The organism is Kribbella sp. NPDC048928, assembly GCF_043197975.1.
Lineage (GTDB): Bacteria > Actinomycetota > Actinomycetes > Propionibacteriales > Kribbellaceae > Kribbella.
Map to the genome: position 1 here is coordinate 168,174 of NZ_JBICUC010000010.1, position 25,125 is coordinate 193,298.

The following is a 25,125-nucleotide window of genomic DNA, read 5'->3' on the forward strand; positions in this document are numbered from 1 at the left end:
CACTAGCGTCCCGACCCGGGAAGACCACCTTGCAGGCCGGCCAGGAAGTACTTCGACAGGAACAGGAAGAGCAGCAGAAGCGGGATGCTGGCCAAGGCGTAACCGGCGAACAGCGGCCCGTACTCGGTGGCGTTCTGGGTCTGGAAGAACTGCAGGCCGGCCGACACAGTGCGCAGGTTGTTGTCCGCGATGGTCAGTAGCGGCCAGAAGAAGTCGTTCCAGACCCCGATGACCGTGACGAGGGAGATCGTGCCGACCACGGGCAACGACAACGGCATCATGATCGACCAGAACATCCGCGGACCCGAGGCCCCGTCGACGCGCGCTGCCTCGAACAGTTCTTGCGGCATCTGTTCGACGAACGTCTTCATCAGCAGCGTCCCGAGCACGGCTCCGCCCGCGATATGGGGGAGGACCAGAACCAGCCGGGTGTTGAGGATGCCCAGATCGCGCATCAGGACGAACAGTGGAATCAGGCTGGAGATCCCGGGAACCATCAAGAGCAGCGCAACGATCGCGAAGAGCACCTTGCGCCCCCAGAACTCGTACCTCGCGAAGACGAAGGCTGCGACGGTGCAGAGCAGGAGCGTCCCGGCGATCGCGGCGGCCGCGACGATCAGTGAGGTGATGAAATACGGCTGGATCTGTTGCCAGGCGGCGCTGTAGTTCTCCAGGTGCAGCGGCAGCGTCGGCCGCCAGAAGGTGTCGTAGTACTGCTGATTGGTCTTGAGCGACGTCATCAGCATGAACAGGAACGGGAACAGCCCGACGAACGCGATCAGGCTGAGGGCCAGGATCACCAGTGGCTGACCGCTGCGCCGGCGCTCAGAGCGACTTGACATCTGTCTTGTCCCCTCGCTTGACGACGACCACGATGATGCTCAACACGATGGTCATCAGGAACAACATCGTCGACAGCGTCGCCGCGTAGCCCCATTGGCTGCCCTGGAACGCGACGCCGAGCATCCGCAGTACCGGCACCTGGGTGGCGTTGTCCGGTCCGCCGCCGGTCAACAGGTAGGCCGCGAAGCCGTACTGGAGGACACCGATGGTCGCGAGGAAGACCAGGAGCTTGACCTGCGACGTCATCAGCGGAAGGTCGACACTCCAGAATCGGCGCAGCCTGTTGGCACCATCCAGCGAAGCAGCCTCGAACACCTCCTTGGGAATGCCCTGGAGCGCGGCCAGGAAGATCAGGAACGGCAGCCCGGCCACGAACGGGAACCCGATGAACAACAGGGCAAGCAGCGCGGTCCGCGGGTCGCCGGTCCAGTTGTGAGCGAGCGGGTCGAGCCCGATCGACTGCAGGAAGCGGTTGATCACGCCGCTGTTCGGGTCGTACATCGCCGACCAGAGCAGTACGGTGACCACGCCCGGGAAGGCCATCGGGGCGATCAGGAGCGTTCGGAACAAGAACTGTGCCCGTTCACTGCGCAGCGAGATGATCAGTTCGGCGGCCAGCAGCGGCAGTGCCCAGGCGACGGTGACCTGGAAGACGAAGATGTAGCCCAGGTTGCGGAAGGACCGCCACCACAGATCGTCGTGCCACATCGCCACGTAGTTGTCGAGCCCGACCCAGGACGATTCGAAGCCGGGCCGCCAGTCGTACAGGGAGTGCCAGATCCCGGATCCGGCCGGGTAGTAGGCGAAGACGCCGAGCACCGCGAACAACGGCAGCAGGGCAAGGTAGACCGCCCAGGGCACCCGTCGGCGGCGCCGGACCGGCGCCTCCGCCCGGGCCATTACTTCTTTGCCCAAGGCTCTGATTGCCACTTGTTGTCGGTGACAGCCTGTTTCTGGGCCTTGGTCCACATGTCCTGCAGGTAGTCGAGTTCCTTGTCCAGGGAGCGCGAGCCGAGCAGCCAGCCGTCCCAGAGACTGAGCTGCGTCACTCCGGGCGGCGGACCCGGCATGGCGAAGGGAATCGCCTCGCCCCACGATCCCGCGGCGAACGCATTGGTCTGATCCGCGCCCTTCGCACCCTCGACCGCCGGGATGCCGCCGGTCGCGGCGAGCCATGGCTGGATCCGGTCCGGTGCGCTGACGAACTGCAGAAACTTGACGGCGGCATCGAGTTTGGCGCCCTTGGTCGCACTCGGGATCATGTAGCTGGTTCCGCCGGGGCTCGCGCCGAAGCGCGCCGGCGCGTCGGTCGCCAACGACGAGGAGGCGGTGGTGATCTTCGGGAACGGCATGCTGCCGACCTTGAACGGAACGTCGGCCAGCGCGCTGACGCCGAAGTTCACCCCCCAGGCCATGGCCGCCTTGCCGGCCGCGAAGTCCCGGAGCCCGATGACCGCGCCGTTGTCACCGGTCACTCCGGACCAGTTCTTGTCGACGCATCCGTCCCACAGCCTCTTGAGCAGGTTGAGTGACTCGGTCACCTCGGGGGTACGGCTGCTGAACTCGCCGGACAGCACGGCGCGCGCGGTGCCCTTCGCGGTGACGGTCGGGGCCTTGCCGGCCGACCCGTCCGGTGCGTAGACGTTGTACTTACCGGCGTACTTGTCCAGCAGCATCCCGCTGATGGTCGCCATCGTCCAGCCGGGCCCCAGATCCGACGCATCCATCGCCAGCGGCGTGTAACCGGCCGACTTGAGTTTCCCGCAGCCCGCGATCAGGTCCTCGAAATCCTTGAAGGGCAGCTGAACGCCGGCTTTCTGGAACGCGTCGTTGTTGGTGAACAGGCCGATGCCCACCAGGTTGAACGGCACGAACTCGATGTTTCCGGCGGCGTTGCGACTGTTCCCGTTGCCGAATCCGTAGAACTTCTTGCGGAAGACATCGATCCACTGCTTGTTGCCGTCGATGTACGGGTTCGGCTTGTTCAGATAGTCGTCCAGCGGCACGACCATCTCCGGCTTGTGCGGTGCCTGGTTGAACACCAGTTCAGGGGCGGTGCCGGCCGCGAGCTGGGTGGAAATGGTCTGGGCGAAGCTGTTGAGCGGGAGGACCACGGTCTTGACCTTGATGTTGGGCTCTTTCGCCTCGAAGGCCGCGACGAGCTCCTCCCAGGGCTTCCCGAAGCTCGAGCCGGAACTGTTCCATTGATTCGGGCCGGAGAGTGTGATCGTCACCTTGTCGCCCGGCTTGCCCGACCCGGCCGAGCCGCCGCAAGCCGCGACCAGCATCGTGGAGGCCACCAGGCCGATGCCCAGCGCCATCACACGGCGTCTGGATGCTGTTGTCATCTTCATCCCTTTCTCGGGTCAGCTGGTGAGATATCCCAGGTCGTCGACCTGGAACCTGGTGGTCCAGTTCGGATAGTCGGTACCGGTGGCCGCGAAGGTGACCTGGATCGAAGTCACCGCGGTACGTGACGCCCACCCGCTGACATCGATCGACAGCTTGTTCCAGGTGTCCGGCGTGAACGCGGTGTCCTTCTCGGTCATCGTCGTACCGTCGGCTGCGGTCAGAGTGAACGTGGCCACATAGCCCGTGGCGCCGGGAGCGCCGCCGTAGGAGTCCATCCACACGTACACCGACCTCGCCGGACTCAGGTCGAGCGGACTGGTCGGTGTCACGGACATCGTCCGGTCTGCCGTCGCCGGGGCGGGTGCGGCCGTCGCCTCGAGCGCACCGAATCCGCCGCGCGGGGCGCCCGGCCCGTTCGCGAAGCTGGTCACCCGGGCGACGGAGTCGACGCCGCTGCCGGCGACCCAGCCCTGAGTGTCGGTCTCGAAGTCGTAGACCAGATTCTCTGCGGGAGGCGGAATGGTGACCGGCACCTTGAAGGTGTGGTCTCCGAGTTCCACGCAGACCGTCGAGGGGTCGCCACGCACGGCCGCGACCTGAAAGGTCACCCTTGCGACGCCGCCGAACGTTGTCGGCGGGATCGGCGCCGCGTTCGGTCGCGTCTCGAAGTCGCCGCAGGCCGGTGGGATCCGCGCTGCACCTTGCAGCACGTCGGTGTCCAGGTTGGTGATACTCACCGTCAGTTTCGAGCCGACCAGTTCTGCGCTGTCCGTCGCGGCGGCAACCAAGACGTTGGGCAACTGAGAACGGCTGACACCATCGGACTGCGAAACCGACCGGAGATCGAACGACGTCACCGGTTCGGAGGTCCCGGTCCCGCGGATCCGGACCTTCACTTTGGCCAGCGTGCCGGTCGCCACCGTACGAGGCAACGGGAGCGCCAGCGAGTGGAACTTGCCGTCGGCCGGGACGTGGGCATCTCCCTCGACGACCTGACCGGCCGACGTCGTGGCCGTGATCCGCGCGACCGTCTCAGTGCCCAGCTTCGTGTCGCTCGGGACTCGCACCGATGCACTCAGCCAGCCACGCGCAGTGGGTGCCTGGTCGCCGGCGAAGGTCTTGGCGACGCCTCGCCATTGCTTGGCGAAGGTCTTCGGTGCATCGACGACGTGCAGCGCGCCGTCGGCCGCAGTCGCGGCCGCAACGTTGTCGGAAGCCACCCAGCCGTCGGCCCCGGTCGCGAAGGAACCGAGCGGGTGCGCGCCGTGTTCCTTCGCGTCGAGCCGGGTTCCGGCCGTCGTGGTGATCGGGCGCTGGTCGAGCGCGGCCGGATCGAAGCCCTCGATCACCTGGGACCAGTCGTCGATACCGATGATCTTCTTCGCGAAATCCGTGACTTCGAGCGACCGCGCGGTGTCGATGTACTTGAAGACGTTGTAGCTGTATTTCTGGCGTAGCGGTGCATTCGGGTTGTCGGTGGAATAGTCCGACGTCCACAGCCCGAGATTCAGCCCGCCCTCCAGTTGATGATCGACATGGCGATGCAGGATGAAGCTGTCGATCGAGGGCAGGAAGCGGATCTTGTAGTACGCATACGCGAAGCAGGCCGCCTGCAGCTTCTCCGCGTCCAGGCTCAGATTACGGCCGTTGCCCGGAGTGTGGCAGCCCTGTTCGGAAAGGATGATCCGGCGGGGTTCGCCCTTGTACAGCAGGTCACTCGAGGCCAGGTACCGCGGCAGCACCTGAACGTTCTTGAACGTGATCAGCTTGGTGTCGACGCTGTCGGTGGCCTCGGTGTCGTTCCAGAAATCGGGTTTGAACAGGTCTTGCGGATACGGGTGGTACGCGATGAACCAGGGGAAGTCCCCGTCGGCTTTCGACACCGCGTTCAAGGTGTCGATCACATCCTTGGCGGGATAGAAGCGGGTCGAGTTCGCGCCGGCCGGGATCGACCAGTGCTGGGTCAGCGAGATGTAGGTACGCGCCTTGTCGTAGTACTTCCTGGACGCCAGCGACATCACCCGCAGCGCGCGCGAGTAGTCGTTCAGGAACTGGTCGATCGTCTTCTCGCCGGAGTTCGACCAGATCCACTGTGCGTCCACCTCGTTGCCGACGATGAAGCCGACGGCGCGCCCGAACTTCTCGTCCGTGCGTGACCAGCGACTGGCGATGAACTCCATCGCGGCGGTGGTGTAGCGCATGCCTTCGGCCGTGGCGGTGTTGAACCCGTAGACCGGACCCGCGCCGGCTTCGCGCGACGCATCGGGGTGGATCAGAATGCCGGCCGCACTGTTCGGGTCGTTGTCGTGCCGGTACAGCAAGACGATCAGGTTGACGAGAGTGCCGTTGTCGGACACTGCCTTGATCTGGGTGTCGAGCGCGGCGACTGCGGCGGCGTCGAAGTAGTAGTCGTTCCCGCCGCTGGAGAACGTGATGTTCTGATCGCTCGTCTTCTTGTTCAGCATGATGGCCGCGAGATCGAGGTTGATGGCCGCGTGCTGCACGCCCAGACTCTCGGCGTCGTCCGACATCTGAACCTGCAGGCCCTTCTTGTCGAGCACCTGCGGGAACGGCGAGGTGTTGGGCGCCTTGAACTGCACGTCGTCCGCGAAATGCGGTGCGCCGACCGCTACTGCGTCGACGGTTGCCGTGAACTGGGCATAGAGATTGTCCGTCCCGTCGCCACGATGCCGCGAACCCTGGACGGAGAACTGGCCGGCCGCATCCGCCACGACAGTTCCGAACGGCTGCGCGTCGGCCGTTGTGGCCGAGGACTGCGCACCGGAGGCGAACACGTCAACGGTGGAACCTGCTCGCGCCGCGCCCACCGAACCGGACACGGTGACCGCATCGTCTGCAACGGCGACGGACGCGATGCCCTCGGCGGATGCGGCGGCAATCCGATGAACTGTCTGCGCGGGTGGAGGTACTGCGGCCTGCGCTGTGTGAGTGCTCAGCAGTAGCGCCGATATCGCCACGACCGCCGCGAATCTCCATCGATGCCGTCTTCTCGGATGCATGATGTTTCCTTCCCCAGACCGAGCCATGCCGGGCGTGCTCAGAGTGACGACCTCGTCCACCGAGCGCAACCCTTTGCGGGAAGGGTGTCCAGATCTGGACAAGCCCGGGCAATTGTCCGGCCGTCAGCAAATAGGGGCTAGAGGCAATTAAGGCGGCGGAGACGATAGTTGCCTAAAGCAACATAATCGGATCGGCGGCCCCGGTTCCGGCGAGGTGGCCAGAACCGGCACTTCGTTGACAGGTTTCGATCGGGTCTGTGACGCTACCTGAAAGCTTTCAAGTGGGTTGGAGACCCCTATGGCCACACGCAGCACGCGCTTTCGGATCAGTCGGCGAAGGTTTCTCCAGGGGGCGGGCAGTGGCCTGGTCCTGGCCGCGGGCGGCGGGATCGGCCGGCCGCTTCAGGCGGCCGCCGCCGAGGGCGCGACGTACCAACTGGAGAACGGATTCGTCAGTCTGTCCGGCGCCTACGGAAAGCTGACCCGGTTCGGCTGTGATCCGTCCGGCGCCGGAAAGTACGAGCCGACCGCGTTCGGCTCGGTGTTCCTCGGCGCGACCGACTTCTTCGACGCCGGATTCAACAACGGCGTCACCTGGAAGGCGAGCGACACAACGCTGAGCCTGGCCGGCATCCAGCTGCCCTCCGCGCTCAACCTCCAGCAGCGACAGCAGAACTCACCGGTCCCACTCAGCTCGGGACACACCCTCGGGCAGTCGTTCACCGCGACGATGTATCGCTTCTCCCGCGTCGGCGGCGAGTTCCCGACCTGGAACAGCCAGAACTCGGCGGTCACGATGACGCTGTACGCGGGTACGCCGGCAAGCGGACTGACCGAGATCGCCAGCCGCGAGGTGAATCCGCTCCAGGACAACGGATGGGCCTATCTGGACGTACCGGATCAACCCGCCGGTGCCTACTACTTGGAGATCTCGCACCTGTCGGGAACGCCTGGCTGGTGGAGTCAGCTCGGGACGGCGACGGTCGACGTCGGTGGCTCGGCGTACGGCGATCGTCAGGTGCTGGCCGGCCGGACGATGACGCTCGACGTCACCGGCTTCAACGTCGACGGCACCGCCTCGTGGGACCTCAAGCTGACCGGCCCGAACCTGGCGATGACGTACGACATCCAGTGGAACAACGCGCAGCGGTCCGACCCCGGCCTGACGCTGAACACCTCCTGGCGCCGCGACGGGTACTCCGTCGAGGCTGCGGACGGAGTCTTGTTCAACCGCTTCTACGGGGACACCGGCGACTACATGCCCGCCGAGCAACTGAAACGCCGCGACGCGTGGACCAACCCGGTCTCGGGCTCCACAACGGTCACGGCAGGCGGCAGCGGGCCGTACGACCTCAAGATCACCGGCGACGAGCCAGTTCTCGACGGTGCGATGACCGGTACGTCGATGGCGCTCACGCTCAACTCGGGCAGCGCCGACGCGCAGGCCACCATCGCACGATCGGTGGCGGTGCAGGTCCGGCCGCAATCCGACGTACTGCCGGACGTCTTCCCGGTCTTCGTGGCATCCGATGCGCAGCGGGCAGCGCAGTTGTCCACGTTCTACTGGGAGCGCGCGCTGAGCTTCCGGTTCACCGGACACGCCATGGACTGGGCGGACTGGAACGGTCGCATCCTGGACTGGACCGGCACAGCCGGGTCACAGGCGCAGGCCGACTCGCTCCTGAACACCAAACTGAACAGCGACGGGTATGTCTGGTCGTGGACGGACTCGCCGAACTGGCCGTTCCCGGATCCGGCGCTGTTCGACGCCAGGCACTTCACGTCGAACGCGATGTACGTCCTCGGTACGTGGCGCTACTACTCGTGGACCGGCGACGCCCAGTTCCTCACCACGATGCTGCCGCGGGCGCGCCGCGCGATGAACTTCTATCTCGACTCGCTCGGCGGATCGACCGGGGTCGTCACGATCGCGTCGCCCGACCACAGTGGACGCGACGGGGCGCTGGCCTCGAACTACTGGGACGTCACGTCGTTCGGCCATCAGGACGCGTACCTGAACGCTTATTTCTACGGGGCTCTCGAGGCGATGGCTCAGCTCGAGGACCACGTCGGGGACAAGGCGCGGGCGGGAGAGCTGAGGGCACTGCGCCTGCGCGTCCGGTCGCGTTACAACGAGCTGTTCTTCAACGACGCGGCCGGCCGGTACGTGCAGGCGATCGACGCCGACGGGGTCGTTCACGACTACGGGTCGACGTACGTCAATCTCGAGGCGGCGTCGTTCGGCCTCCCGACCGAGGCGCAGGCCGCGCGGATCTTCGACTGGCTGGACAACGGTCACACGGAGGTTCAGGAAGCGGTTGTGATGATCGAGAGCGGGGGACTGGCGCCGAAGATCGCGGCCGGCCACTCGCTGGGGCAGAGCTTCACGGCGGATGCCGAGTTCACCAGTGTCGCGGCGCGGTTCCCGACTTATGGTGCGCGCGGTGCCGCATTCACCATGACGCTCTACCAGGGGCTGCCGGGTGCCGCTCCGGTCAAGATCATCGAGCAGCAGTTCAGCGACTGGACCGACGGTCAGATCGCCCACGTCGACGTACCGAAGCAGTCACCCGGCGTCTACTACCTGGAGGTCTCACAGGTCACGGGGACGCTCGCGTGGTGGTCCTCGGCGACGCCGGTAGCGGGCGCAAAGGCGTACACGGACGGGACTCTCGCGCCGGATGCCGCGACCAGATTCATCGTTGCCCTCGGCGACCATGTGGAGGGGCCGGCGGACATCTATTCCAAGTGGGTGTTCGCACCGAGGTCGACGACCCGTCGCAACAGCTACTGGTTCTTCTTGTCGCACCTCACGACGCCCTGGGGAGACGAGGTGCAGGACGGCGGAGCGATCCTCTACACCTCGGGCTTCGACGTGATGGCGCGCGCCCGTTACCGGTCCGCCGACGATGCCTGGGCGCGGATGACGGCGATCCTCGACCGGTGGAGCGAGCCGGACCACATCTGTGGTGGCGCTCCGCTGTTCCGCGGGGAGAGCACGGTCGGCAGCGCGGCCGGCAGCTCGGTCGGGACCGACATCCCGTTCCCGGAGAGCGGACTCGCGCCGGCCAGCTTCCTGTACGCGTTCATCGGCGTCGAGGCCGAGCCGGATGCGCTGGTCGTCACGCCGAATCTTCCCGTCACGTTGGCCACCGCGGGCGTACGGAATCTGCACTATCGCGGACAGCAGCTCGACGTGATGGTGACGCGTGACAGCGTCACCATCACGGGCAAGGGACTGAAGATCAAGCGGCGCTACAAGGCGGGCCGCACGGTGCGCGTCCTGGCCGCCGAACTGTAGGGCCTACTCGAGACCCGTTCCGGCGATGCCCTTCAGGTACCACTTCTGGAAGACGATGAACACGATGAGCACCGGCAGCATCGCGATCACCCCGCCGGCCAGGCCGACGGACGGCGAGATCGTAGAGTTCTCGCCGCCCGCCAGCGGGGCCAGCGCGACGTTGATGACCCGGTTGGCCGGGTTCGGGGCGATCACCTGCGGCCAGATGTACATGTTCCACGCGGTCAGGAAGCTGATCGAGCAGAACGTGGCGAGCGCCGGCCTCGCGAGCGGCAGGGCGATGGAGGTCAGCACCCGGCCCCAGCCCGCACCGTCGATCCGGGCCGCCTCGATGAGGCCGGTCGGCAGGCTCGCGAAGAACTGCCGGAAGAGCAGGATCGCGAACGCGCACTGGGCCGCCATCGGGACGATGAGCCCCGCGTACGTGTTCAGCCAGCCGAGCTGGAACGTGATCACGAAGAGCGGAATCAGGGTCAGGTTGCCCGGGATCATCATCGGCACGACCAGGATTCCGAGGATGGCCGCCGACCACTTGAACGGGATCTTCGCGAGGGCGAACGCGGCCGGCAGCGACAGCAGCAGCTGGAGACCGATGATGCCCAGGCTGAAGATGAAGGTGTTGGCGATGACCTGGGGCGTCAGATACCTCCAGGCCTCGGCGAAGTTCTCCCAGATCGGTGTGTCGGGCAACAGCTTCGGCGGGAACGCATTGACCTCGGCGCCGGACTTCAGCGAACTCGTGACCATGAACAACAGCGGCGTCGCCATCACCAGTCCGCCGAGCAGGATCGCGACGTACCGGACGGCACCGTGCAGACGAGACGTACGCATCAGTTGTGCTCCCTTCGGAAGCGCACGATCGTGCGCACGAGCAGTACCACGGCGACCATCAGAACCAGTTGGAACAGCGACAGGGCGCTCGCATAACCGATGTCCCGCTCGGCGAAGGCGACCTTGTACGCATAGAGCGCAAGCGACTGCGTGGTGCCGAGCGGACCGCCGTCGGTCATGATCAGCGCGACCTCGAACGACCCGCTGACGAAGCCGACCGCCTGCAGGACCGTGATCAGCAGCGTCGTGCCCCGGACGTTCGGCCAGGTCATCGACCAGACCTGGCGCCACTTCCCGGCGCCGTCGAGCGACGCGGCGGCGTAGATGTCTTCCGGTACCCGCTGGAGGCCGGCGAGGTACAAGATGATGACGAGCGGCAGGCCGCTCCAGATCATCATGACGACGAGCGCGGGACGTGCCCAGGTCAGGTCGGACAGCCAGTTCGGGCCGTCGACGCCGACCCAGGCGAGCACCTGGTTGACCAGGCCCTTGGAGTTGTACAGGTTGACCCAGATCAGCGAGGAGACCGCGGCCGAGGCGATCATCGGCGCGAAGTAGAACACCCGGATGACACCGACACCCGGCATTTTCGTATTGATGAGAACGGCCAGTACGAAGCCGATCAGCGTTGTCGGGACGACGCCCATCACGACGAACAGTACGGTGACGCCGAGCGCGTGCCACATGTCGGCGTCCCCGAACAGGCGGCTCACATTCGCCAGCCCGACCCATTTCGGGGTGCCGAAGAGGTCCCATTGAAAGAACGTCAGCGCCAGGCCGCCGAGGGCGGGAAGAATGACGAAGAGCGCGAACGCCAGCATTCCGGGCGTGAGAAATGCGGCCGCCGTGAGCGCATCGAGGTGTTTACCGCGCCGGTGGCCCGGATCGTCGGCCGGACCCGGCCGTTTCTCCGCGCCGGGTCGAGATAGTGAAACGTCAAGAATTGGGGTCGACACCCGGGACCTCCGATAAGATCGAACCGCCGGGGCGGGAAATGTCTCCCGCCCCGGCGTGCTGTCTATTTGCTCTGCTTCTCGATGGCGGCGTTGACGGTCGCCTCGGCCTCACCGAACGCGTCCGCGATCGAGCGGCCCTTCAGCAGCACTTCCTGGGTCGCCTTCTTCGTGGCCGCCTGCATGGTGGTCGACGACGAGCCCGGGAGTTGCGCGAGGAGCACCGCGGTGCGCGCCGACTTGCCGAAGATGGCGATGTTCGCCGGCGGCGGGGTGCCGTCCTTCCAGGTGCCGTTGTCGATGCCGTCGGCGGTCGGCGGGATGACGCCGCCGACGTCCTGGGCGACCTTCATGCCCGCGCTGGTGTCGTAGAACCAGCTCAGGAACGCCCACGCCGCGTCCTGGTTCTTGCTGGTCTGTGCGATCGACAGGCCGTACGAGCCACCGCCGGCCGTCGACTTGCCCTCGATCGTCGGGAGCACCTGGACGTCCCAGTTCGCCTTGCCCAGCGACGTCTTGGTCTGCGGGATGGTGGCCCGGGAGGCGATCGCCATCGCGACCTTCCCGGAGCCGAAGCTGGCCTTCGGGTCGTTCGCCGTCGCGCTGTACGGCCCGGAGGCCTTCCCGTAGGCGCTCAGGAGCAGCTTCCACGCCTTCTGGGCGGCCGGCTGCCCGATGCCGGACTTGTGCGTGGCGGGGTCGTAGACGGAGCCACCGTACGCCTTGATGACGGGTCCGTAGACGATCTGTGCGGTGCCGTCGCCCAGGGGAGCGCCGATGCCCGTGATCCGGCCGCCGGACTTCGTCTGGATCTCGGCCGCCACCCGGAGCATGTCGTCCCAGGTCCAGTCGGCCTTCGGGTACTCCTTCACGCCGAGCTGGTCGAACAGGGTCTTGTTGTAGAACAGGCCCACGGAGTCCGCGCTCACCGGGAGCCCGGTGATCTGCTCGGGCTTCGCGAGCGGCCGGTACTGACCGAGGAACTGCGGCAGGAAGGAGTCCTCCTTGAGACCGTGGAGCTTGCCGTCCTTCAGTCCTGGTGCCAGGTCGAGCGTGACGTTGTCGGTCGCGAGCGTGTCGGCCAGGAAGTCCACGTTGAAGAAGACGTCGGGCAGTTCACCGCTCAGCCGGGCGGTCGCCAGCTGCTGGGCGTACTCGTCGGCCTTGTCGGTGGTACTGCGCACCTCGACCTTCCGGTCGGGGAACGCTTTCATGTACGCATCCGCGTACTTCTTGAACTGTGGCTCGAGGGCGGTGATCGTGGTCAGGACGATGGAACTTCCGTCGACTTTCCCGGCGCCTCCGGAGCTGGAGGCCGCGTTTCCGCCGCAGGCCGCGAGCACGGTGAACATGACGGCTGCGGCGACGGCAACAACCACCCGGTGACGCGCTGTGCGTAACGTCATTGTCGGCTTTCCTTCGGTTGATCTGAATCCAGCATGAATGCATGACTCAACCCAGCGATGAGCGTGCACTCCGACCGGTTTCCGGGCACATTCACCGAGATTGAAAGCTTTCAGATTGAAAGCTTTCAGGCCATACTGGGCGTGGCTGGATAACCTTGTCAAGGGCGGATGCCGAAGACGGCCGGACGAGTTAGCGGGCCCGTGCTCCACGCCTGGGGGAGCGTGCCGGCCGGCCGCCGGTGCTGGCCCGGACGATCAGCTCGGGTGGCAGCAGGGAGTGCTCGTGGACGTGCCCGCCGCCGTTCGCGACATGGTCCAGCACCAGGCGAACCGCCTCTGCTGCCAGCGCTTCCTTCGGCTGCCGCACGGTGGTCAGTGGCACGGCGGCGGACGCCGCGTAGGCGATGTCGTCGTACCCGACGATGGCGACGTCGCGCGGAACCTCGATGCCGTCGGCAATCAGGAGCGACTGCATCAGGCCGAGAGCCAGCAGGTCGTTCGCCGCGAAGACCCCGTCGGGCCGGGACCGCGGTCCCTTGGTGGCCAGGACGTCGCCGACCGCCCGGCCGTCGGCGATCGTCTGGTCCTCGGTGTCGATGTGGGTGAGGGTCGCGCCCTTGACCTCGGCGGTGGCGCGCAAGGCGCCGTTCCATCTGTCCTCGACCTGATGGAGGGGGCCGCCGACGAACGCGATCCGCCGCCGTCCGGTGTCGAGCAGATGCCGGACCGCGAGATACCCGCCGGCGTCGCCGTCGAGCGCCAGCGAGCAGAAGTCTCCGTCGACCGCATGGATGTCGAAAAGTACGACGGGCATGCCGCGCCGGATCACGTGCTGGATCCGCGCGGTCTCGCCCGCCAGGGGGGCGATGATCATGCCGCTGACGCGCTGCTCCTCGAACAGCTCGATGTAGCGGTCCTCGCGACGGCCCAGCTGATCGCTGCTGCCGAGGATGATGGTGTGCCCGTTGGCCTCGGCCGCGCTCTCGCAGGCGTGCGCCAGATCGGCGAAGAACGGGTTGGCCACGTTCAGCACGATCATGCCGAGCGTGGTGCCGCCGCCCATCTTGAGCTGCCGGGCGAGATCGTTGCGTACGAAGCCGAGCTCGTCCATCGTCGCGAGCACGCGCTCCAGCGTGGCACTCGAGACCAGCTCGGGCCGGTTGAGTACGTGCGAGACCGTACCGACGGACACATTTGCGCGGGCAGCCACCTCGCGAATTCCGACTCGCCCGGCCACGTCGTTCCTCTCTCACCTTCTCCTGCAGCGCTGACTGCCCATCATAAGCCGGACAGAACTGCCGACCCGGTACGCCGAGTGCACCGCGCGTCCAGAACCGGACAGGTCGGTTGGACCGTCCATCGCGATGACCTAGCGTGGCGCGATGACCAAGAGCGGGCCGGGACTGACCGTGTCCGAGCTGTTCACCGAGCACGCGGACAACCCGATCGGCATCGACGGTCCCCGCCCACGGCTGACGTGGCTGCTCGAGTCCGCCGGGCCTGGGTTCTCGCAGAGCGCCTATCAGGTCGAGGTCGCAGATGTCTGGGACAGCGGCGTCATCCGGTCATCGCAGTCAGTAGGCGTTCGGTACGACGGTCCGGAGCTGACCGCGGGCACGAGATACCACTGGCGGGTGCGGTGCTGGGATCAGAACGGCGACCCGTCCCCGTGGAGTGCGCGGGCGTACTGGGAGACCGGACTGTTCGACGACTCGGACTGGGCAGGGGCTCGGTGGATCGGCGGGTTCGAGGACGGTAGCCCTCAACTGCGGCGAGAGTTCGCCGTTCGTGGGGAGGTCGTACGGGCGCGGGTCTACTTGTGCGGCCTGGGGTACCACGTGCTGATGATCGACGGCGCGCGCGTCACTGAGAACGTGCTCGACCCGGGCGTCACCAGTTATGACAAGTCGGCGTTGTACACGACTCATGACGTGACTGCCGCGGTCCAGGCGCAGGGCCCGCATGTGCTGGGGGTGACTCTCGGCCGTGGGTTCTACGGGCTGTCGCCCGAGGACACGAAGTACTGGGGGTCGGCGCCGTGGCTGGGAAGTCCACGGCTGCGGCTCAAGCTGCAGGTCGAGTACCGGGACGGCAGCCGGGACGTGGTCGTAAGCGACACCGACTGGCTGGTGAGCGGCGGCCCGACCACGCGCGACTCGGTCTACCTGGGTGAGACGTACGACGCCCGCCTGGTCCAGACGGGCTGGGATCGCCCGGGCTTCGATGCGAGCGAGTGGCGGCGCGCCGCGGAGGTGGCGGCCCCGACGTCCCAGCTCCGCCCGCAGTTGATGGAGCCGATCCGGGTGGCCGACACATTGCGAGCCATTGAGATCACTAGTCCGTCGGCCGGCAGCTACGTGTTCAAGTACCCGGTGGTGACCGCTGGCTGGATCCGGCTGCGGGTGGCCGGTCCGGCAGGCACCGAGGTCACGCTGCGGTACGGCGAGACGCTCCACCCCGACGGCACGGTCGACAATCGTGGTGATGCCGGCCTGACGAACGGCGCGATCCAGACCGATCGGTACGTACTGAGCGGCAACGCGACGGAGATATGGGAGCCGAGCTTCAGCTACAAGGGCTTCCAGTACGTCCAGGTCGACGGCTACCCGGGCGTCCCTACGGTCGACGACGTACTGGCACAGGTCGTGCACAGCGAGGTGCAGTCCACCGGGAGCTTCAGTTGCTCCGCGCCGACACTGAACAGCATCCACGAGATCAGCCGGCGGACGATCCTCAACAACCTGCACTCGGTGATGACCGACACTCCGATCTTCGAGAAGCGCGGCTGGCTCGGCGACGTCAACGTGTTGCTCCCGGCAACCATCGACAACTTCGGGATGCATCGGTTCTACCGCAACTGGCTGAGAACCATCCAGGACGGCCAGACCTCCGACGGTGCCGGTGTCGAGTTGTCGCCGAACCCGGACCCCGCGGCCTACACGGACCCGATCTGGGCAGGGGTCATCGTCGACCTTCCGTGGCAGCTGTTCCAGGACTACGGCGACCGCGACGTTCTCGAGCTGAGCTACGACTCGATGGCCCGGTACGTCGACTATCTGACGAGTTCCTCGGACGGGCTGATCCAGCAGGGGTTCTACGGCGACTGGGTGTCGCCGGCCACCTCCGGGACCTTCCCGTGGCCGCCGGAAGGCGCGCAGCTCACCGCGACCGCCTACTTCTACCGGTACGTCGGTGTGCTGGCCGCGGCGGCCGACGAACTCGGGCGTGAGGACGATGCGACGCGGTACCGCGAACTCGCGAGCCGGATCGCCGCTGCTTTCGATGCGAAGTTCTTCGACCGCTCGGCCGGCGTCTATCGGACCGATCGTGAGGTCGGCTACCGGCAGACCTCCAACGCGGTGCCACTGTCCTTCGGCCTGGTGCCGGCAGACCAGGTCGACCGGGTGGTCGAGAATCTGGTGGCCGATGTGCGGGCCAGGGGCAACCATCTGAACACCGGCCATGCGGGCACCAAGGAACTTCTGCCGGCGCTCACGGCGCATGGGCACGTCGATGTCGCGTTCGCCGTCGCCACTCAACGGACGTACCCGAGCTGGGGCTTCTGGATCGAGAACGGCGCCACCACCTTGTGGGAGGCGTGGGAGACCAACACCCGGTCTCGCGACCACGCCTTCCTCGGCAGCATCGAGGGCTGGTTCTACCGCGATCTCGCGGGGATCAGACCGGCCGCGCCCGGCTACGCGCGGATCGCGATCCGGCCGCACGTTCCGGCCGGGCTGGATGAGGTGTCGGCGTCGGTCCGTACGGTCCACGGCGTCGTCGGATCGCAGTGGCGCCGGCAGGACGATGGATTGCACCTGACCGTCACGATTCCGGTCAACACCACAGCGGAGGTCTTCGTTCCGGCTGCCGCTGCGCAGGAGGTCACGGCGGCCGGTTCAGACTTCGTCCGGGTGGATGGCGATCGGGCGGTGTTCGGGGTCGGGTCCGGCACCTATCACTTCCGTACTTCAGTGCGCTGAGCGTGTCAGGTGGGCCGCGCACTCGGCGGCGATTGCCAGGGCGAGGGTCTCTGCCGTGTCGGCGGCATGTTCGGGGACCAGATGGTCGATCGTGCTGGACGCGTGCAGATCGGGCGCGGTGATGCGCTGCGCGGTGGCGAGCTCGGGAGCGTGGGTGGTGTCGCGGTAGACGATGGCGCTGGCGCCTTCGGGCGGGAGCGGGGCGAGCCAGGCGTGTTCGGCGGCGATCACGGTGGTTGCCGGGAGCAACGCCAGTGCACCGCCGCCGGCGCCTTGGCCGACGAGTACGGACAGCGTTGGAACCGTCAGCGTCGTCATGGTGGAGATGCACTGCGCGATCTCGCCGGCGAGCCCGCCTTCCTCCGCGGCCGGGGAGAGCTCGGCGCCCGCGGTGTCGACGACCGTGACGAGCGGGAGGCCGATGCTCTGGGCGAGGTTCATGCCGCGGCGCGCCTGGCGGAGGGCGGCCGGTCCCATCGGCTTGGTCTGTGAACGGTCCTGGCCGACCAGGACACAAGGGCGACCATCGATCCGCGTGAGCGCGACGAGAACGGCCGCGTCGGGCTCGGTGAGCCGTACGGTTCCGGTCGCGCCGTACCGGAGGAGGTCGCGGACGCCGGCGCGGTCCGCCCGTCGTGTCCGCAGGACCGAGGTCCAGGCATCGACCGGTCCGGCAGCGCCGGTCCGCCGGGGGAGGGTCGGCGCGACCGGCGAGTCGACCAGGATGCCGAGCGCGCGATCGAGCAGGAACGGAAGGTCTTCGGTCTCCACGACGCCGTCGATGACGCCGTGTGCGGCGAGGTTCTCCGCGGTCTGGATGCCGGCGGGGAACGGTTTGCCGTGCAGGGCCTGGTAGACCTTCGGCCCCAGGAAGCCGATCAGGGCACCGGGTTCGGCGACCGTGACGTGGCCGAGCGAGCCCCAGGACGCGAACACCCCGCCGGTCGTCGGATGCCTGAGATGTACGAGATAGGGGAGACCCGCGGCGCGATGGTCCATCAGGGCCCTGGAGATCGTGATCATCTCGACGAAGGCGGTGGCGCCCTCCTGCATCCGGGTCCCGCCGGACGCGGTCGAGGCGACGATCGGCAGCCGTTCCGCGGTGGCCCGCCGGACCGCGGCGGTGATGCGCTCGGCGGCGACGCGGCCGATCGATCCGGCCAGGAACGCGAACTCCCCGGCGAGTACGGCGAGTTGCCGGCCGCGGACCGTGCCGCGACCGGTGATCACGGACTCGTCCGTGCCGGCCCGCTCGGCGGCGCGTTCCAGTTGCTGCTGATACATGGCGTCAGCCGATTGGGTCCCCGGCCGGTCCCAGGACTCGAACGAGCCGGCATCGAGCACCGCGTCGATCAGCCCGTGCGCACTCATCGGTCCAGCCAGGCGCGGATCGCGGGACCGTGCTCGTCGAGCGTCGGCGGCGGCCGGTGATCACCGGGCGTCCGTTCCTGCTCGCCGTCGAAGAACCGCAGCGGCGGACCGGGCAGCCGGAGCGGTCCGAGCGTGCTGTGGTCGACGTCGATGAGCAGGCCCTGGCTGGCGGTCTGATCCCATGTGTAAACCTCGTCCAGCGCCCGTACCCGGCCGGCGGGAACCCCCGCGTCGGCAAGTTTCGCGAGGAGCTCTTCGCTGGTCAGACCAGTGAAGGCTTCCTCGATCACCGCGATCAGCCGGTCCCGGTGCGCGACCCGATCGGCGTTGGTCGTCAGCCCGTCGACCTCCAGCGCGAATGCCTCGGCGAACCGTTGCCACAGGCCCTCACTGCCGACCGCGATCTGCACAGCGCCGTCCGCGCAGTGGAACAGCCCGTACGGCGCGATCGACGGATGGTGGTTGCCCTGGGCCACGCCGACCTCGCCCGCAACGGTGTAGCGCGTGCCCTGAAAGGCATGCACGCCGACGATTGCCGCGAGCAATGACGTACGGATGGTCGTACCGACTCCGGTCGCCGAGCGTTCGTGGAGTGCCGCGACGACGCCGTACGCGCCGTACATCCCGGCCAGCAGGTCACCGATCGGTACGCCGACCCGCTGCGGATCGTCCGGCCCCGAACCCGTCAACGACATCAAGCCGGCCTCACCCTGCGCGATCTGGTCGTAGCCGGCCCGTCCACCTTCGGGGCCGTCGTGGCCGAAGCCTGTGATCGACAGCACGACCAATTGCGGGTTGCGTTCTCGCAGTACGTCGATGCCGAGACCGAGCCGCTCGAGGACTCCGGTCCGGAAGTTCTCCACGAGGACGTCGGCGCGATCGATCAGCCGCAGCGCGACGTCCCGGTCGGCGGCGTCCTTCAGGTCGAGCGCGATCGACTCCTTGTTGCGGTTCGCGGACAGGAAGTACGTCGACTCGTCACCGGCGAACGGCGGCCCCCAGCCGCGGGTGTCGTCCCCGCGGCCGGGAGCCTCGACCTTGATCACCCGTGCGCCGAGGTCGCCGAGCATCATGGTCGCGTGCGGCCCGGCCAAGGCGCGCGTCAGGTCCACGACCAGTACTCCGCTCAGCGGCCCCTGCACCGAGGTCACCAACCCGGCAGGACGAGAGCCGCCCAGACAAGCAGCGGACCGACCACGACCACGATCGCGCTGTAGGTGAGAATCTGCTTGTAGTACACGGGTTCCGCGATCGTGTCCGGCCGGTTCGCAAGCATCAGCGCACCGTTGGTGGAGAACGGACTGACGTCCACGATGGTCGACGCGATCGCGAGCGCCGCCACGAAGAAGCCGGCGCTGATCCCGCCGTGGCCGATCAGCGGCACGGCGATCGGGATGATCACCGGGAGCAGCGCGGTCGACGAGGCGAACGCCGAGACCACACCGCCGACGTAGCACAGGACGAGTGCGCCGATGATTGCGGCGCCGAGGCCCGCGGCCCATTTCCCGACGAACTGCGGCGCACCGGATTCGGTGAGCACCGCGGCGTACGTGCTGACTCCGGCGACGAGCAGGACGGTCGGCCAGGCGACCTGCTTGATGGCGTCCTTGTGCTCGGTCGGCGACAGGATCGCGAGCAGTACGGCGGCGGTGATCGCGACGAACCCGATGTTCTTGTCGAACGCGAGAGCGACCACGGCGACCAGGACGAACGTGATCAGCGTCAGCAACTGGTCCCGCTGGACGCCACGCGCAAGCGTTCCGGTCGGCGCTGAGGCGCCCGTACCGCGGGCGGTGACCGTAGCGCCGCCGTGGTGCAGGTCTTCGGTCAGACCTGCCTGGTCGCTGAGGTCGGCACGCTGGTCCATCAGCTTGCGGCCACCGAACAGTACGAAGAGGATCGTCGCCATCACCAGGTTGACGACGAGGCTGGACAAGAAGACGGTCAGCTCGCTGGACGGCAGCTTGGCGTCCGCCATCACCGAGTTGGTGATCGTGCCGTAGATGCTGATCGGGGAGAACCCGCCGGCCTGGGCGCCGTGTACGACGAACATACCCATCATCAACGGGTTGATCTTGTAGCGCGCGGCGAAGCCGAGCGCGATCGGGCCGATGATCGCGCAGGCCGCCGGGCTGGCGGCGCCGATCGCGGTGAGCACCGCGGTGACCGCGAACATCACCCACGGGATCAGCGCGACCCGGCCGCCGACGGCCCGGACGGCGCTGGCGACTATCAGGTCGACGGTGCCGTTGTTCTTCGCGATCGCGAACAGGTAGGTGACGCCGATCAGGGTCAGGACCAGGTCACCACTGACCCCGGCCAGGATCTCCTTCTCACTCAGGTGCAACGAGTAGACGCCGACCAACCACGCCGCGACGTACGCGAGCGCTCCCATGTTGATCGGCAGGACCGTACCGACGACGAACAGCGCGACGAGCGCCAGAATCGCAACCCACTCTGGTCCCATGTCGAGTCCTTCTTCCGGGCGGGGGAATGGTACTGACTGAGGTACAGCTCACATCTGGTGGATCAGTGGCCTAGCCAATAGCCCAGTGTTCCGGTTGTCAATAAGCTGTCGGCATGGAGTCGCCGCCACCACCCCGTCCGGTACTGCGGTCCCGCCTCTACGAGCAGGTCGCCGATCAGATCACCACCTGGATCACGGAGAACGGCCTGCGCGCCGGTGATCGGCTGCCGCCGGAGCGGGAGCTCGCGCAGCGGCTCGGGGTCAGCCGCGCGACGCTCAGCCAGGCGCTGGTGGCGCTCGAGGTGATCGGTGTGGTGGTGGTCCGGCACGGCGACGGTACGGTCCTGACCGAGCGGGCCCGGACGGCGCCGGTGATCGAGGCGATCCGCGCGCACGCCGACCGGCTGCCCGAGATCATCGAGGCCCGGGACGCCCTCGAGTCGAAGCTGGCCGCGCTGGCGGCGGCACGCCGTACCGAGGGCGACCTGGCTGCGATCCGCGCGGCGCTGGCAGCAATGGAGAGCGACATCGACGCCGGCGGCCGCGGCGTGGAGGCCGACGAGGCGTTCCACGGAGCGGTGACGGCGGCGGCGCGGTCGGAGTTGCTGACGCAGATGATGGGCGCCATCCACGACCTGATCCGGGAGACCCGGCTGGAGTCGCTGTCCCAGCCGGGGCGCCCGCGCGAATCGCTGGCCGGCCATCGCAAGGTGGCGGACGCCATCGGCGCCGGGGATCCGGATGCGGCCGCGCAGGCCATGCACGAGCACGTGATGCTGGTGTCCGACGTGGCACTGCTGCGGGATCGGACGTGACAGGCGCCGAGCACCTGGCGATCATCGCGGCCGGGCTCGGTGCCGGCGTGCTCACGTCGACCGTCGGCGTCGCGTCGCTGATCAGTTTCCCGGCGTTGATCGCGCTCGGGATCCCGCCGGTGGTCGCGAACGCCTCCAACACCATCGGCCTGCTGCCCGGCGCGTTGAGCGGCTCGTTCGGCTACCGCCGCGAGCTGCGTGAGGTGTCCCGGCCGACCACGATCGCGGTCGTACTGACCTGTGCGATCGGCGCGATCGGCGGCGCCGTACTGCTGCTCGCCCTGCCTGCGGGCGTGTTCGCGGCGGCGGCGCCGTGGCTGATCCTGTTCACCTGCCTGCTCGTCGGCGTACAGCCGTGGATCTCGCGCTGGCTCCGGTCCCGGCGCAACGGCCCGCAGGAGACCCGGACCACGATGACGCCGGCAACGACCGCCTTCGCCGCGCTGACCGGCGTGTACGGGGGCTACTTCGGCGCCGGTGCGGGCGTGATGATGATGGCCGTGCTCGCCCTCGGTCTGGACCTCGAGCTCCGCGTACTGAACGGCCTGAAAACCCTGTCGCTGCTGGCCGCGAACCTGGTCGCCAGCATCATCTTCATCTTCATCGCCGATCTGAATCCGACCGCGATCGCGCTGCTCGCCATCGGCTCGGTCGCCGGCGGCTACGTCGGCTCCCACATCGGCCGCCGGCTCCCGAGCACCCTCCTCCGGATCCTGATCGTGATCGCCGGCATCACCGCAGCCGTCCTGATGCTCCGCTAGCTCCCGATCTGGGCTTCGAGGTCGCGGAGGGCTTGGAGGATGGCTTCGGAGAAGGTGGGGAACGGCTGGATGACGTCGAGGAGCGTCGGCAGCGGGACCTTCGCGCGGATCGCGAGGGTGGCTTGCTGCAGCCATTCGCCGGCTTCGGGCCCGACTGCGTACGCGCCGGTGATCACCGTTCCGTCCGAGACGAGCGTGAGGAAGCCGGGGCGGGTGTCGTACGAGCGTAGGTACGTCGCCGTACGCGCCACTCCGGAGAGCTGGATCGTACTCACGAATTGGCCGTCCGCAGCGCCGACGGACGCGGCCTGCGGATCGCAGTACACGACGCGGGGGACCGCCGCGTAGTCCGCTGTCCGTGGCTTGCCGAGGATGTTGCTCGCCGCGACCCGCCCCTGGTACTCGCCGACATGCGTTAGTTGCCACAGGCCCGTAACGTCGCCGATCGCCCAGATGCCGGGGCCGGCCAGGAGGGTGCCGTCGACCGGGATGCCGCGCGGGTTCGCCTCGATGCCGACGGTCTCCAGCCCGATCGCGCCGACCCGCGGCCGGCGGCCGGTTGCGACCAGGATCCGGTCGCCCGTCACCTGGGTGCCGTCGCTGAGCGCGATGACGTACGTCGCTCCGGTGAGCGTCACGCGTTCCGCGCCCGTCCCGACGCGTACGTCGACGTTGTCCGCCGCGAGTGCGCTCGCGACCGCCTCGCCGACGGCTCGTGGTTCCCGGGGCAGGAGATGTGCGCTGCGTTCGAGCAGGGTGACAGTGGCACCCATCCGCGCGAGCGCCTGGCTCATCTCGACGCCCGTCGCGCCGCCGCCGAGGACGAGCAGCCGGTCCGGTACGTCGACCAGCCCGGTGACATCGCGATTGGTCCAGACGCCAGGCAGATCCTGCAGCCCGGGGACGGGCGGGATCACCGGGTCCGCGCCGGTCGCGATCACGATCGACTCTGCGCTGTAGAGCTGCTGGTCGACGGCCACCGTGTGCGGGCCCGCCAGCCTGCCGTAGCCACGCAGTACGTCGATGCCGGCGCTCTTGGCCCACGAGACCTGACCGGAGTCGTCGTAGCTGGAGACCATGAAGTCCCGCCAGCCCAACGCCGCTGGGACGTCGAGGCTCCCGGTGACGGCCTCGCGGGCACCGGGCGCGTCGAGCGCCGCGGCCAACGCCTCCCCGGGCCGCAGCAGGGTCTTCGACGGGATGCACGCCCAGTACGAGCACTCGCCACCGAGCAGTTCGCGCTCGACGACGGCGACCCGCGCGCCGCCCTTGGCCAGCGTCGCAGCACAGTGCTCGCCCGGCGCACCCGCTCCGAGCACGATCGCGTCGTACTCGCGGTTCCTGTCCATCGCGCACTCCCTTCGCCCCGCCTCCAGACCGACCCGCCCTCAGACTGACGCGCCGGCGGGCGCCCGCAGCCCAGTGAATGTCCCTGGTCACGACAGACCAGGGACTCCCACGGGGGTCGTTCCGGCGCCACTCGGCGGATCGTGGATCCGGAGCAGCCATCACCTGGAGGCACGACATGACGGCGAGGGACGAGCGGTCGGTGGGCGGGGCGGCGTACCAGGGGATCGCGTTGCGCGGCGGCGCTGGGGCGTTGCTCGTTGCCGCGACCGTGCTTGCGTCGATGGTCGGCTTCATCGATGCGTACATGATCAACGTCGCGATCCCGGCCATCGGACGTGATCTCGGGACCGGGGTGAGCGGGCTGCAGTGGGTGCTGACCGGGTACCTCGTGACGGTCGCGTCGCTGCTCCTGCTCGCCGGTGCGCTTGCTGATCACTTCGGCTGGCGCCGGATCCTGGTCGCGGGGCTCGTCGTCATGCTGATTGCCTCGGTGTGTTGCGCGATCGCGCCGAACGTCACGGCGCTGATCGCCGCCCGCGTACTGCAGGGAATCGGCGGAGCGATGGTCGTGCCCAGCAGCCTCGCCCTGCTCAACGGAACGTTGCGACCGGCCGACCGGGCCAAGGGCATCGGTGTCTGGGCGGGACTTTCGACGCTCGGTACGACGCTCGGCCCGTACGGCGGCGGCTGGCTGGTCGACCACGTCTCTTGGCGGTACGTGTTCCTGCTGAACGTCCCGCTGATCGTGGCGGCGTTGCTCGTGCTTCGCGGCGTACCGGAAGTGAGCCGGCCGCTCCGGGCGCTCTCGGTCGACGTCGCCGGTGCCCTGCTGACCGTTCTCGGACTTGGTGGGGTGATCTACGCGCTGACGGCAGGACCTGCATCGGGCTGGGGGAGTGCCGCGGTGCTGGTGCCGGGTGTCATCGGGGTGGTCTGCCTGGCCGCGCTGATCCCGGTCGAGCAACGGTTGACGGCGCCCATGCTGCGTACGGCGCTGTTCCGGATCCGGCAGTTCGTCGCGATCAACGCGGCGACGCTTCTCTTCTACGGTGCGTTGTCGGCGGCCAGCTATCTGGTCGTCCTGCAGTGTCAGTTGCAGCTCGGTTATACCGCCACGCAGGCAGGGGCCGCGCTCATCCCCGAGTCCGCGGTCTTCCTGATCGTGTCTCCGTTCGTCGGCGGCATCGTCGCGCGCGTCGGTGTTCGGGGACCGATGAGTGCCGGCATCCTGATCGTCGCCGGCGGGTTCGCCTGGCTCTCCGCGGCCCAACCCGGTCAGAGCTACCTGCAGGCGATCCTCCCGGGCGCGCTGCTGTGGGGTCTCGGCATCGGCCTGACTGTCGCGCCGCTCACCGCGGGCGTACTGGCCGCTGTCGATGATGCCGACCTCGGCGAGGCGTCGGCGGTCAACGACGCGGCATCGCGAGTTGGTGGCGTCGTACTCGTCGCGCTCCTTCCGGCCCTTCTCGGCGTCGGTGGCTCGGACGAACTCGTACAGCCACTCGCACGCAACTACCAGACCGCGATGCTGGTGATGGCCGGTCTGAGCGTTGTCGCCGCCGTGATCACTTCGCTGTACGTCGCCCGCGGCCGCACACCGGCGGCGCATCTGCCGGCGACTCCGCGCGTTCACGGATGTGCGGTACCTGTCTCCTCACCCTCACACTGAATG

General features: G+C 67.6%; 17 protein-coding genes. 5 read left to right on the plus strand and 12 right to left on the minus strand.

The features are described from left to right. Positions 1-2: 2 nt before the first annotated feature. Genes ACGFI6_RS35845 through ACGFI6_RS35860 form a run of 4 tightly spaced genes read right to left on the minus strand, consistent with a single transcriptional unit; the run spans position 3 to position 6,035 of the window. Positions 3-842, minus strand: a complete 840-nt coding sequence (locus ACGFI6_RS35845) for a carbohydrate ABC transporter permease (protein WP_393126686.1) — start codon at positions 840-842, stop codon at positions 3-5. Then, complete coding sequence (locus ACGFI6_RS35850; protein ID WP_393126688.1) at positions 826-1,743, minus strand: carbohydrate ABC transporter permease; 918 nt, start codon at positions 1,741-1,743, stop codon at positions 826-828. Before ACGFI6_RS35850 ends, ACGFI6_RS35845 begins: the two co-directional genes overlap by 17 nt. Then, entirely contained in the window at positions 1,743-3,191 is a 1,449-nt protein-coding gene (locus ACGFI6_RS35855; RefSeq protein WP_393126690.1) for an ABC transporter substrate-binding protein, read from the minus strand. Before ACGFI6_RS35855 ends, ACGFI6_RS35850 begins: the two co-directional genes overlap by 1 nt. A gap of 18 nt (positions 3,192-3,209) precedes the next feature. Further along, positions 3,210-6,035 carry a DUF5722 domain-containing protein gene (locus tag ACGFI6_RS35860; RefSeq protein ID WP_393126692.1) on the minus strand — a complete coding sequence of 942 codons (2,826 nt, stop codon included), beginning with the start codon at positions 6,033-6,035 and terminating at the stop codon, positions 3,210-3,212. A 478-nt stretch (positions 6,036-6,513) separates the two neighbouring features. Here ACGFI6_RS35860 and ACGFI6_RS35865 point away from each other — a divergent pair, with 478 nt between their 5' ends. Next, positions 6,514-9,516 (plus strand): GH116 family glycosyl hydrolase, encoded by a 3,003-nt coding sequence (locus ACGFI6_RS35865; protein ID WP_393126694.1) that lies wholly within the window; start codon positions 6,514-6,516, stop codon positions 9,514-9,516. A 3-nt stretch (positions 9,517-9,519) separates the two neighbouring features. Here the strand turns inward: ACGFI6_RS35865 and ACGFI6_RS35870 are convergent, their stop codons facing one another. From ACGFI6_RS35870 to ACGFI6_RS35885, 4 genes are all read right to left on the minus strand, one after another. Then, positions 9,520-10,347, minus strand: coding sequence for a carbohydrate ABC transporter permease (locus ACGFI6_RS35870; RefSeq protein WP_393126696.1), 828 nt, complete (start codon positions 10,345-10,347; stop codon positions 9,520-9,522). Further along, entirely contained in the window at positions 10,347-11,168 is an 822-nt protein-coding gene (locus ACGFI6_RS35875; protein ID WP_393126698.1) for a carbohydrate ABC transporter permease, read from the minus strand. The genes ACGFI6_RS35870 and ACGFI6_RS35875 overlap by 1 nt, the downstream gene beginning before the upstream one ends. A 197-nt stretch (positions 11,169-11,365) precedes the next feature. Beyond that, complete coding sequence (locus ACGFI6_RS35880; protein WP_393126700.1) at positions 11,366-12,706, minus strand: extracellular solute-binding protein; 1,341 nt, start codon at positions 12,704-12,706, stop codon at positions 11,366-11,368. Between the two features lie 190 nt (positions 12,707-12,896). Then, entirely contained in the window at positions 12,897-13,943 is a 1,047-nt protein-coding gene (locus ACGFI6_RS35885; protein ID WP_393126702.1) for a LacI family DNA-binding transcriptional regulator, read from the minus strand. A 145-nt stretch (positions 13,944-14,088) separates the two neighbouring features. Here ACGFI6_RS35885 and ACGFI6_RS35890 point away from each other — a divergent pair, with 145 nt between their 5' ends. Further along, the gene (locus ACGFI6_RS35890) at positions 14,089-16,689 is read left to right on the plus strand and encodes a family 78 glycoside hydrolase catalytic domain (RefSeq protein ID WP_393126704.1); all 2,601 of its coding nucleotides are present in this window, start codon (positions 14,089-14,091) and stop codon (positions 16,687-16,689) included. Here the strand turns inward: ACGFI6_RS35890 and ACGFI6_RS35895 are convergent. The 3 genes from ACGFI6_RS35895 to ACGFI6_RS35905 are packed head-to-tail and all read right to left on the minus strand — an operon-like array spanning position 16,678 to position 20,527. After that, the gene (locus ACGFI6_RS35895; RefSeq protein ID WP_393126706.1) at positions 16,678-18,060 is read right to left on the minus strand and encodes a carboxyl transferase domain-containing protein; all 1,383 of its coding nucleotides are present in this window, start codon (positions 18,058-18,060) and stop codon (positions 16,678-16,680) included. The genes ACGFI6_RS35890 and ACGFI6_RS35895 overlap by 12 nt on opposite strands. Then, positions 18,057-19,202, minus strand: coding sequence for a CaiB/BaiF CoA transferase family protein (locus tag ACGFI6_RS35900; RefSeq protein WP_393126708.1), 1,146 nt, complete (start codon positions 19,200-19,202; stop codon positions 18,057-18,059). The genes ACGFI6_RS35895 and ACGFI6_RS35900 overlap by 4 nt, the downstream gene beginning before the upstream one ends. A gap of 5 nt (positions 19,203-19,207) precedes the next feature. Beyond that, positions 19,208-20,527, minus strand: coding sequence for an SLC13 family permease (locus tag ACGFI6_RS35905; RefSeq protein WP_393126710.1), 1,320 nt, complete (start codon positions 20,525-20,527; stop codon positions 19,208-19,210). A 113-nt stretch (positions 20,528-20,640) separates the two neighbouring features. Here ACGFI6_RS35905 and ACGFI6_RS35910 point away from each other — a divergent pair, with 113 nt between their 5' ends. Both ACGFI6_RS35910 and ACGFI6_RS35915 read left to right on the plus strand, forming a co-directional pair. Then, the gene (locus ACGFI6_RS35910; RefSeq protein ID WP_393126712.1) at positions 20,641-21,342 is read left to right on the plus strand and encodes a FadR/GntR family transcriptional regulator; all 702 of its coding nucleotides are present in this window, start codon (positions 20,641-20,643) and stop codon (positions 21,340-21,342) included. After that, positions 21,339-22,103 carry a sulfite exporter TauE/SafE family protein gene (locus ACGFI6_RS35915; protein ID WP_393126714.1) on the plus strand — a complete coding sequence of 255 codons (765 nt, stop codon included), beginning with the start codon at positions 21,339-21,341 and terminating at the stop codon, positions 22,101-22,103. The genes ACGFI6_RS35910 and ACGFI6_RS35915 overlap by 4 nt, the downstream gene beginning before the upstream one ends. Here the strand turns inward: ACGFI6_RS35915 and ACGFI6_RS35920 are convergent. Beyond that, entirely contained in the window at positions 22,100-23,452 is a 1,353-nt protein-coding gene (locus ACGFI6_RS35920; RefSeq protein ID WP_393126716.1) for a dihydrolipoyl dehydrogenase family protein, read from the minus strand. The genes ACGFI6_RS35915 and ACGFI6_RS35920 overlap by 4 nt on opposite strands. Positions 23,453-23,628: 176 nt before the next feature. Here ACGFI6_RS35920 and ACGFI6_RS35925 point away from each other — a divergent pair, with 176 nt between their 5' ends. Next, complete coding sequence (locus ACGFI6_RS35925) at positions 23,629-25,122, plus strand: MFS transporter (protein ID WP_393126718.1); 1,494 nt, start codon at positions 23,629-23,631, stop codon at positions 25,120-25,122. The last annotated feature ends 3 nt before the right edge of the window (positions 25,123-25,125 follow it).